The following is a 10711-nucleotide window of genomic DNA, read 5'->3' on the forward strand; positions in this document are numbered from 1 at the left end:
TTTCAGACACGTTCAGGTACTTAATGCCTTCCGAAATATAAATTCCTTCAATCGCACGCAACTCCATCTGACACTGACTAAAGCTGGCATAACGGCTATTGGCCTTACGCTCAGAACGAATGGCCACAAGGCGATCCGCATCAATCATCAGGCCAAACAGCTTGTTTTTATGCGGTCGTAGCACGGTTGGCAGACGGTTATCGTCTAAATCTTCTTCAGTCAGGGGATAGTTCGCGACACGAATACCGAACTGCAAAGACAGATAAATAGAGGTCGGAGTTTTGCCTGAACGCGACACACCAATCAAGATCAGGTCAGCTTTATCATAATGACGGGTACGTGCGCCGTCGTCATTGTCTAAAGCAAAATGAACAGCATCAATACGGGCCTTATAAGACTCAGAGTCCGTCACTGCATGGGTCTGCCCGACTAAAGTTGTAGGAATCGTGCCTAACTCATCAGCCAACTTACTAATAAGCCCTTCAAATACATCAAGATTTACTGCATTTGCGGTATTAATAATGTCACGCACATAGGGATCAACCAGAGTATCAAATACTAAGGGCTTTTCACCGTCGATTTGAGCTCTTGCATTGATCTCTGCCACCACGTTTGTGGCCGCTTCTTCGGAGCTAATGTAAGGGATAATATGAATGTCAAATTTCACATGCGGAAACTGCGCTAACAGCGAGTGTCCAAGGGTTTCAGCGGTGATGGCGGTACCATCTGAAATAAAGAAAACACTACGCTGAATTTGTTTACCTTCCGACATTAAAATTCTCCTCCAACATTTGTCTTAGTGCTATATAATCTTTATAGTAAACCGATCTTACATGACTGTCGCTTAGTAAAATCAAAAACCTAGATGATTTGCTATACTCTCATGCCGAGATAGTGATTAATACTGCAAAAGTGGAGTAACAACTTTGGAAGCGCGCGTAATTGGTCTGGAAAAATTAGGGAAGCACGACGTTGAGCTGGTCGGTGGGAAAAACTCATCACTAGGCGAAATGATCAGCCACTTATCAAATGCTGGTGTATCCGTGCCAGGTGGTTTCGCAACGACTGCCGATGCCTACCGTGAATTTCTCGAGCAAAGTGGCCTAAACGCTAAAATCAATGCAGAGCTTGCTGCACTCAATGTTGATGATGTGAATGCACTCGCTGAAACTGGCGCAAAAATTCGTCAATGGATTGTGGATACTCCACTTACGCCTGCATTAGAACAAGAAGTTCGTACAGCATTTGCAGAACTTTCTAACGGCAACCCTGACATCGCGGTTGCCGTTCGTTCTTCTGCAACTGCAGAAGATTTGCCGGATGCTTCTTTTGCCGGCCAGCAAGAAACTTTTCTGAATATTCGCGGTATTGATAACGTACTGATCGCGATCAAAGAAGTATTCGCATCTTTGTACAACGACCGCGCAATCTCTTACCGTGTACACCAAAACTTTGCCCATGATGTAGTTGCGCTGTCTGCTGGTGTACAACGCATGGTTCGTTCAGAAACTGGCGCTGCAGGTGTGATGTTTACGCTAGATACCGAATCAGGCTTCCGTGATGCAGTATTCATTACCGCATCTTATGGTTTGGGTGAAATGGTCGTTCAAGGTGCAGTTAACCCGGACGAATTCTATATTTCTAAACCGCTTTTAAATGCAGGCCGACACGCGATCCTTCGTCGCAACTTGGGTTCTAAGCACCAGAAAATGATTTATGGTGAAGAAGCATCTGCAGGCAAATCTGTCGTTGTCGTGGATGTTGAAAAAGCTGAACGCCAACAGTTCGCTTTAAACGACCAGGAATTACAAGAACTTGCTAAACAAGCGCTGATCATTGAAAACCACTACGGTGCACCAATGGACATCGAGTGGGCAAAAGATGGCGATGATGGCAAGATTTATATCGTTCAGGCGCGTCCTGAAACTGTAAAAAGCCGTGAAAATGTCGGCACCATGGAACGCTACCTGTTGAAACAACGCGGTACTGTGGTGTGTGAAGGTCGTTCAATCGGTCAACGCATTGGTTCTGGTAAAGTCCGCATTGTGACGTCGATTAAAGAAATGGACAAAGTACAAGACGGTGATGTTCTTGTATCTGATATGACTGACCCGGATTGGGAACCAGTGATGAAACGTGCAGCTGCGATTGTAACAAACCGTGGTGGTCGTACTTGTCACGCAGCAATTATTGCACGTGAGCTTGGTGTTCCTGCAATCGTTGGTTGTGGTAATGCAACTGAAGTCCTTGTAGACGGTCAGGAAGTGACGGTGTCTTGTGCTGAAGGTGATACTGGCTTTATCTATGAAGGTGCACTAGATTTTGAAATTCAAAAGAATTCAATTGAGTCTATGCCTGCTCTTCCATTTAAAGTAATGATGAACGTGGGTAACCCTGACCGTGCATTTGACTTTGCTCAAATTCCAAACGCAGGTATTGGTCTGGCACGTCTTGAATTCATTATTAACCGTATGATTGGTGTTCACCCGAAAGCATTGATCAATATTGACAGCCTTCCACGTGAAACACGTGCAGCAGTCATGGCGCGTACTGCAGGTTATGCATCTCCAATCGAATTCTATGTAGAGAAACTGGTTGAAGGTATCTCGACACTTGCTGCTGCATTTGCAGACAAGCCAGTCATTGTTCGTATGTCAGACTTTAAGTCTAACGAATATGCAAACTTGATCGGTGGTAAGTTATACGAGCCAGAAGAAGAAAACCCGATGCTAGGTTTCCGTGGTGCAAGTCGCTACGTTTCTGATAACTTCCGCGATTGCTTCGAACTTGAATGTCGTGCATTGAAAAAGGCACGTGATGAAATGGGCTTAACCAATATCCAGATCATGATTCCATTTGTTCGTACTGTTGCTGAAGCGAAACGCGTGATTGAACTTCTTGCATTAAATGGTCTTAAGCGCGGTGAAAACGGCCTTAAAGTGATCATGATGTGTGAACTTCCAACCAATGCTTTATTGGCAGATCAGTTCCTTGAACATTTCGATGGTTTCTCTATTGGTTCAAATGACTTGACACAATTAACGCTTGGTCTTGACCGTGACTCTGGTATTGTCTCTCACCTATTTGATGAGCGCGACCCTGCGGTTAAAGCGTTGCTTTCTCTTGCAATTCAAGCATGCCGTAAAGCTGGCAAATATGTAGGTATTTGTGGTCAAGGTCCTTCTGATCACCCAGATCTTGCACAATGGTTAATGGAACAAGGTATCGACTCTGTGTCTTTAAACCCAGACTCGGTACTTGAAACTTGGTTCTTCCTGGCTGAAGAAAAAGTGCAAAAAGCATAAGCAATTGTGAATAAAAAAGACCCTTTGATAGGGTCTTTTTTATGAGATAGATATTATGATTTATTGCTTGAAAATTGATAACTAAAGACCCAATCGAAAGCTAAATAATTGAATTTATAAATACAATTAAATCAAAGCTTATCAATACATGAAAACTGTAATGACAAACAAATACCAACAGTAAAATCATATCAAAATGGCAATAATAATGAATAACCATCAAATGTTCGGGAAGATATTTTTAAGAGTGGTGATCCCTGCAATTTTGTATGGGCGCATTTTTAATGAGAAATATGATTGAAAATCCTCAATTAATCTATATTTTACGATGAGAGGATGTTTGTTTTCAAAACAGAATTCAATACAATCTTGATTAAAGCTATTATCAGTTCACATTTATATATTGAGATTCAGTCTATATGCAGATTTACTTGGCACGAAACAATCAACAAGCTGGTCCATATACGCTCGAGCAATTGAATCAGATGCTGGCGAATCAACAAGTCATGCTGACTGACCTGGCATGGCATCAAGGCATGACAGAGTGGAAAGCCTTAGGTGAACTTACCCAAGGGAAATCGGTATATCAACCTGAAGGTTATGTCGCTCCGGCAGTCACACCTGAAACGCCAGTATTCCAGAACAATCAGTCAACGACTTCGGCCTATTCACAGCCTCATACTCAAATAGCGACTCAAAAAAGTGAACTTGCCAGTATTCCAAGCCGTATCCTGGCTAAAATTGTAGATGTGTTACTGTGGTTACCAGCAACCTTCATTTTGACTGCATTTTTTACACCTGAACAGGAAACCCGGTTTGCTCAACTAAATGAAGAGTTCATGAATGTCGTGCTGAGTAGCGATGCAGATCCTGCACTGGCTCAGCAATTACAGACTCAAATGTTTGAGATGTTTTCTCAGCAGGCGTGGCTTGCCACAGCGGTCTATTTGATTATCATGCTGGCCATTCAAGCCTTTCTGATTGCAAAATCAGGCCAAAGTATTGGTAAAAAGCTGACAAAAATTAAAATTGTAGATGCAGAATCAGGTGAAAAGACCAGCCTGTTGCGCGCCTTTACTATTCGTAGCGTATTCTTCATATTTTTAAATATTGTATTTATGCCACTGAGTTTAATTATTGACTGGGCCTTCGGATTGGGCAAAAAACGTCAAACCTTGCACGATAAACTAGCAAAAACGCAAGTCGTGAAACAATAGTGCAGGAATACACAAAATGGGATGAGTATCATCCCATTTTGATTACAGAACTTTGAAATTGAAATAAAATTCCCATAAATCCTCCCCAATCCAGACCAGCAAAATCGGTTTTTATTACAGGCATTTAAAGCGCCCTACATATAGCTTAGTTCGTGAATCTCAGGCATAATGCCATACAACGTAGCGGTGTATTGTGATTAATAGGATGTTTTGTAAAATTCAGCCTTTTTTGTCATGTGCACTTTAATCGCTATCCCATATTAAATTAGGGAATGGGACTCTTCACCGAGGTTGTAAAATGAGACAAACGATTTTAGCTGTATTGTCTTTATCTGCGATGACTGCACTCTTGACCGGGTGTGGTGGTGATATGGTACTTCTGAACTCTAAAGGTCCAGTTGCAGCAGGTCAAAGTAACCTGATGATGACTGCGATTTACTTAATGCTATTGGTGGTTATTCCATCAATCATTATGGCATTATGGTTCGGTTGGAAATATCGTGCATCGAATAAAGACGCAGACTATAAACCTACATGGGCACACTCTACTGCGATTGAAATTGTGGTATGGGGTATCCCTGTCATTATTATTGGTATTTTAGCTTGGTTAACTTGGTGGGGTTCCCACAAGTATGACCCATACCGTCCAATTGAAGCAGATAAAGCACCTTTAACTGTTCAGGTTATTGCTGAGCAATTTAAATGGATCTTCATCTATCCTGAGCAAGGCATTGCAACTGTTAACGAATTGCGTTTCCCAGAGCAAACTCCGGTAAGCCTTCGTTTAACCTCTAACTTCACGATGAACTCGTTCTTCATCCCGGCGTTAAGTGGTCAGATTTATGCAATGGCAGGTATGCAAACTCACCTTAACTTCTTAGCTGATGAAACTAGTCCAGCTGAAGGTTATCGTGGTTTCTCTTCAAACTATTCAGGCTATGGCTTCTCACAAATGCGCTTCCGTGCACATTCTGTGACTGATGCTCAATTTGCTGAATGGATTTCTGCTGTTCAGGCAGGAAACGGTACTTCAGTTAACCCTAATGCAGTACAAAAAACTGTTCTAGACCAAGCTGAATTTGCAACTTTACGTGACGGCAACCGTGGTAAACACCAGATCGAAGCGATTATTGCAAAAGCTGAAACTCCTGAAGAGAAGGCTGCTGCTGAAGCAATGAAGCCTTACCCTACTAAGCCACACCCTGTGACTTACTACTCTTCTGTAGAGCAAGGTTTGTTTGAATCTGTGATTCACAAGTATATGAGTAACTATCACGGTGCTGATCATTCAGCTCCTGTAGAAGCTGCAGCGACTGATGCTGTTGCTCACGAAGCGGCTGCTTCTGAAGCTCATGTAGCTGGTGAACATGCGACTGCTTCTCAAGGAGAATAAGACATGAGCTTCTTAGGTAAGTTAGGTCCAGATGCAATTCCTTACGATCCAATCGTATTGGCAACTGTTGCAATGATGATCTTGGGTGGTATCGCAGTTTTTGCTGGTATTACCTACTTCAAAAAATGGGGCTACCTGTGGAACGAATGGTTCACATCTGTAGACCATAAAAAAATTGGTATCATGTATATCTTCGTATCTGTAGTCATGCTTTTGCGTGGTTTCGCCGATGCGATCATGATGCGTCTTCAGCAGTTCCTTGCAAAAGGTGGCGGCGAAGGTTATTTACACCCTGAGCATTACGACCAGATCTTTACCGCGCATGGCGTGATCATGATCTTCTTCGTGGCAATGGGTCTTGTAGTTGGTTTAATGAACATCTCTGTACCGCTTCAAATCGGTGCACGTGACGTTGCATTCCCATTATTGAACTCTTTAAGCTTCTGGTTATTCGCCGGTGCTGCGGGTCTGATGATGGTTTCACTTGCGTTAGGTGAATTCGCTGCAACAGGTTGGATGGCATACCCTCCACTGTCTGGTATCGAATACTCTCCGGGCGTAGGTATGGACTACTACATCTGGGCACTGCAAATTTCAGGTCTAGGTACGCTATTAACGGGTGTTAACTTCTTTGTTACCATCATTAAAATGCGTGCACCTGGCATGAAACTTATGGAAATGCCAATCTTTACCTGGACAGCTTTATGTACAGCAGTATTGATTATTGCGGCGTTCCCAGTATTGACTGCAACAATTGCGATGTTAACGCTTGACCGTTACTTCGGTTTCCACTTCTTCACCAATGACTTGGGCGGTAGTCCAATGTTGTATGTGAACTTGATTTGGACTTGGGGTCACCCAGAAGTATACATTCTGATCTTACCAGCATTTGGTATTTACTCAGAAGTTGTTGCGACTTTCTCACGTAAAGCATTGTTCGGTTACAAATCAATGGTGTATGCAACAGTAGCAATCACAGTATTGTCATTCGTTGTATGGGTTCATCACTTCTTTACTATGGGTGCAGGTGCCAACGTTAACGCGTTCTTCGGTATCATGACCATGATTATTGCGATTCCTACAGGTGTGAAGATCTTCTCTTGGTTATTCACCATGTACAAGGGTCGTATTGTTTTCACCACTCCAATGCTATGGACACTAGGCTTCCTGGTAACTTTCGGTATCGGTGGTTTAACAGGTGTATTGATGGCAGTTCCACCAGCGGACTTCCTGGTACACAACTCTTTATTCCTGATTGCTCACTTCCATAACGTAATTATTGGTGGTGTGGTATTCGGTATGTTCGCAGGTATCATCTTCTACTGGCCGAAAATGTTTGGTTGGAGACTGAATGAGACTTGGGGTAAAGCAGCGTTCTGGTTCTGGTTCTTCGGTTTCTATTTTGCATTCATGCCACTTTATATCCTTGGTTTCATGGGTATGACACGTCGTTTGAATACATTTGACAACCCAGAATGGGACCCGTATGTAGATATCGCGATGTTTGGTGCGGTTCTAGTTGCACTGGGTATTCTATGTTTCATCATGCAAATCGTGGTTGGTTTCCTACAACGTGACCAGCGTCTAGATTTGACTGGCGATCCATGGGATGGTCGTACCCTTGAATGGGCGACATCTTCTCCTGCTCCGTTCTATAACTTTGCTCATCTTCCAAAGATCAATGGTATTGATACTTTCTGGATCGAGAAAGAAAATGGTGTTGCGTATGCAAAACCAACGAAGTACGAAGATATCCACATGCCGACTAACCGTGCTGCCGGTTTCGTTATCGCGATGTTCATCACTGTTATGGGCTTCGGTTTAATCTGGCACATCTGGTGGTTAGTAGTTGTTACGTTCATTGCTGCAATCATCAGCTTCATCGTGTCTTCTTTCACCAAGAAAGTGGATTACTATGTTCCAGCTGCTGAAGTTGAGCGTATTGAAAACGAACGCTATGCGATTCTTGAAAAACACTTGAAGAAGGACTAAGACAATGGCTGAAGTACTTCATCACGACAACCACGGACACGATGAGCATCATCATCACGATGATACTGATATCACCGTCTTTGGTTTCTGGACTTACTTGATGAGTGACCTTGTCCTGTTCGGTACACTCTTCATTGCGTTCGCTGTTTTGAGTAGCCACATTCCTGTGGGTACTCCAAGTGCGAGAGACCTGTTTGGCGACTCTTTAGGTTTCGTTCTTACTGAAACCTTCGCCCTCTTGATCTCTTCTGTAACCTTTGGTTTTGCAGTTCTGGCTGCATACAAAAAAGACGTTGCAAAAGTACTGACTTGGTTAGCGATTACTTGGGTATTCGGTGCTATCTTCATCGGCATGGAGCTATATGAATTTAATCATTTAGTTCATGCTGGTCACGGTCCAAGCACAAGTGCGTTCTTATCTGCGTTCTTTACTTTGGTAGGTACGCACGGTATTCACGTAACTTCTGGTCTGGTCTGGATGATCGTGCTTATGGTTCAAATCAAGAAATATGGTTTGACTCTTGCAAACACGCGTCGTCTAGCTTGCCTAAGCTTGTTCTGGCACTTCCTTGACATCGTTTGGATCTGTGTATTCAGCGTAGTTTACTTGATGGGAGTTCTGTAATGAGTCACGATCATAACGCTGCTGGCGAATCACACGGTAACGTTAAGCAATATACTGTTGGCTTCATCCTTTCTGTCATCCTTACCGTAATTCCATTCGGTATGGTGATGGCAGGCGGTTTTGGCCGTGGTATCTTGATTACTGTCATCGCGATTACTGCGGTTGCTCAGATTCTTGTGCAGTTAATTTACTTCCTGCATATGAACTCTTCTTCAGAGCAACGCTGGAACGTGATTGCATTCGTGTATACCATCTTAACTATCGCTATTCTTTTAGTGGGTTCTGTATGGATCATGAATTACCTACACTACAACATGATGATCTAAACTAGTCGTCATGCCGAAAAAGTATTTATTCCTGACTAAGCCAGGAATTCTCTTCGGTAACTTTGTTACCACTTTGGGTGGCTACTTCGTAGCCACTCAAGGTTCTGTAGATTTCCTTCTCCTGCTTATTACCCTTCTCGGTACTACGCTTGTCGTAGCATCAGGATGTGTGGTCAACAACGTGATTGACCAGGACATCGACCAAAAAATGCAGCGCACTCAAAACCGTGCTCTGGTCACCAAAACCATTTCCGAACCTGTTGCCCTGGCCTTTGCTCTGGTATTAGGCATCGTTGGTTTTAGTCTTTTATGGTTCTGGGTAAATGCGTACGCTTTCTTATTCGCGGTGATTGGTTTTGTTGTATATGTTGGTTTCTACAGCCTATGGACAAAACGAACCACAATTCATCAAACTGTTGTAGGCAGTATTTCTGGTGCAGCTCCGCCTGTCATTGGTTATACCGCAGTGGCCAATCAATTTGACCTCGGTGCGTTACTGATCTTTTTAGGTTATGCGCTATGGCAAATGCCTCACTCATGGGCGATTGCGATTTACCGCTTTGATGATTACAAAAATGCAGGCATTCCTATCTTACCTGTAGCGCGCTCGATTCATCGTACCAAGATTGAATCACTGGTTTATGTGGTGTTATTTACCTTGACCATGAATGCGTTATTTGTCTTTGGTTATGCTAACTGGTTCTATGCAGTGATTTTAAACTTACTGTGCATTTACTGGTTGTATATCGGTGTCATTGGATTTAAAGCTGAAAATGATCAACTTTGGGCTAAGAAATATTTCTTGTTTTCGGTGATCCTGATTACTGTCATCAGTATTATCTTTAGTTTTACCTCAACTGCGCCATCTACACAGATTGTGTTTTTTTAAAAAGATAGAGTTAGTCTCTATCTTTTTTTATTTTGATTCTTCCTAGCCTCCCATTCCAAGTATCTGTAGAGCAGAATCAAAATCTCAGCTTTAGGCGCTAACCTCCCTCTTTTCTTATCTCTGATAAATTTACCCATTTCTGGTTTTAGCCTGACATTGATAATGTTTATGCAGATTTTAAGTTAAAAAAAGTCACTTGATATTCTCGATAGCACATTTGCTGAATTTATCCACCCTAAGCCTGTTTAAAGCTATAACGATTTCCTAACAAGGGTATCCAGAGATAGATATAATTTCGCAAAAATGTCTTATTTGGTTGAAATTATCCCTAAAGATCACTACAATTCCCCATTCGCAAACACTGCGACACAACTTTGGTTGTGACTCCTTGCTTCAATTTACTTAAATTGGGGCTGTCCAAACCGTAAGGAGCTGACAATGCGTCATTACGAAATCGTACTTTTAGTACACCCTGATCAAAGCGATCAAGTAGTTGGTATGGTAGAACGCTACCTAACTCACATCAAAGAAGCTGAAGGTCAAATCCACCGTCTTGAAGACTGGGGCCGTCGTCAATTGGCTTACCCAATCAACAAGATCCACAAAGCTCACTACATTCTTATGAATGTTGAGTGTGGTCAAACTACTCTTGATGAGCTTGAAGAATTGTTCCGTTATAACGACGCAATCATTCGTAGCCTTATCATCCGTCGTGAAAACGCTATCACTGAAGAGTCGCTATTGGCTAAGAGTGCTGAAGAAAAACGTGCGCGTAAAGCTCAACGTGAAGAAGCACAACACGCTCAAGACTCTGCTGAAGCTTAAGGAGAACATAACATGGCACGTTTTTACCGTCGTCGCAAGTTCTGCCGCTTTACAGCTGAGAAAGTTGCGTACATCGACTACAAAGATATCGATACTTTAAAACAGTACATCACTGAAAACGGCAAGATTGTTCCTAGCC

General features: G+C 42.7%; 10 protein-coding genes. 9 read left to right on the forward strand and 1 reads right to left on the reverse strand.

Going from position 1 to position 10711, the window contains the following annotated elements:
* Nucleotides 1-772: pyruvate, water dikinase regulatory protein (locus WAK81_RS12920; RefSeq protein WP_422197344.1), on the reverse strand; the 772-nt coding region annotated here is incomplete at its 3' end.
* 154 nt (nt 773-926) lie between these two features.
* On the opposite strand from WAK81_RS12920, the gene ppsA reads away from it, so the two are divergent.
* The 9 genes from ppsA to rpsR form a co-directional block, all read left to right on the forward strand.
* Entirely contained in the window at nt 927-3305 is a 2379-nt protein-coding gene (ppsA, locus tag WAK81_RS12925) for a phosphoenolpyruvate synthase (protein WP_422197346.1), read from the forward strand.
* A 419-nt stretch (nt 3306-3724) separates the two neighbouring features.
* The gene (locus WAK81_RS12930; RefSeq protein WP_422197348.1) at nt 3725-4522 is read left to right on the forward strand and encodes an RDD family protein; all 798 of its coding nucleotides are present in this window, start codon (nt 3725-3727) and stop codon (nt 4520-4522) included.
* A 298-nt stretch (nt 4523-4820) separates the two neighbouring features.
* Nucleotides 4821-5915: a ubiquinol oxidase subunit II gene (cyoA, locus tag WAK81_RS12935; protein WP_004278784.1), complete on the forward strand. Its 1095-nt coding sequence runs from the start codon at nt 4821-4823 to the stop codon at nt 5913-5915.
* A gap of 3 nt (nt 5916-5918) precedes the next feature.
* Entirely contained in the window at nt 5919-7907 is a 1989-nt protein-coding gene (gene cyoB, locus WAK81_RS12940) for a cytochrome o ubiquinol oxidase subunit I (protein ID WP_422197351.1), read from the forward strand.
* Nucleotides 7908-7911: 4 nt separating this feature from the next.
* Nucleotides 7912-8532 (forward strand): cytochrome o ubiquinol oxidase subunit III, encoded by a 621-nt coding sequence (cyoC, locus tag WAK81_RS12945; RefSeq protein WP_004278786.1) that lies wholly within the window; start codon nt 7912-7914, stop codon nt 8530-8532.
* Entirely contained in the window at nt 8532-8858 is a 327-nt protein-coding gene (locus tag WAK81_RS12950) for a cytochrome o ubiquinol oxidase subunit IV (protein ID WP_004645410.1), read from the forward strand. The genes cyoC and WAK81_RS12950 overlap by 1 nt, the downstream gene beginning before the upstream one ends.
* A gap of 10 nt (nt 8859-8868) precedes the next feature.
* On the forward strand, nt 8869-9747 hold the full coding sequence (cyoE, locus tag WAK81_RS12955; RefSeq protein ID WP_422197353.1) for a heme o synthase: 879 nt from the start codon (nt 8869-8871) through the stop codon (nt 9745-9747).
* 438 nt (nt 9748-10185) lie between these two features.
* On the forward strand, nt 10186-10572 hold the full coding sequence (rpsF, locus tag WAK81_RS12960; RefSeq protein ID WP_004278789.1) for a 30S ribosomal protein S6: 387 nt from the start codon (nt 10186-10188) through the stop codon (nt 10570-10572).
* Between the two features lie 12 nt (nt 10573-10584).
* On the forward strand, nt 10585-10711 hold a 127-nt coding region (rpsR, locus tag WAK81_RS12965; RefSeq protein ID WP_422197356.1), incomplete at its 3' end, for a 30S ribosomal protein S18.

Origin of the sequence: Acinetobacter sp. (assembly GCF_049284435.1) — a bacterium.
Lineage (GTDB): Bacteria > Pseudomonadota > Gammaproteobacteria > Pseudomonadales > Moraxellaceae > Acinetobacter.

Excerpts from the sequence above, each read along its gene's own strand:
- cyoB (WP_422197351.1), top strand. The coding sequence starts at position 5,919 with ATGAGCTTCTTAGGTAAGTTAGGTCCAGATGCAATTCCTTACGATCCA.
- cyoC (WP_004278786.1), top strand. The coding sequence starts at position 7,912 with ATGGCTGAAGTACTTCATCACGACAACCACGGACACGATGAGCATCAT.
- cyoA (WP_004278784.1), top strand. The coding sequence starts at position 4,821 with ATGAGACAAACGATTTTAGCTGTATTGTCTTTATCTGCGATGACTGCA.
- rpsF (WP_004278789.1), top strand. The coding sequence starts at position 10,186 with ATGCGTCATTACGAAATCGTACTTTTAGTACACCCTGATCAAAGCGAT.
- cyoE (WP_422197353.1), top strand. The coding sequence starts at position 8,869 with ATGCCGAAAAAGTATTTATTCCTGACTAAGCCAGGAATTCTCTTCGGT.
- WAK81_RS12950 (WP_004645410.1), top strand. The coding sequence starts at position 8,532 with ATGAGTCACGATCATAACGCTGCTGGCGAATCACACGGTAACGTTAAG.
- WAK81_RS12930 (WP_422197348.1), top strand. The coding sequence starts at position 3,725 with ATGCAGATTTACTTGGCACGAAACAATCAACAAGCTGGTCCATATACG.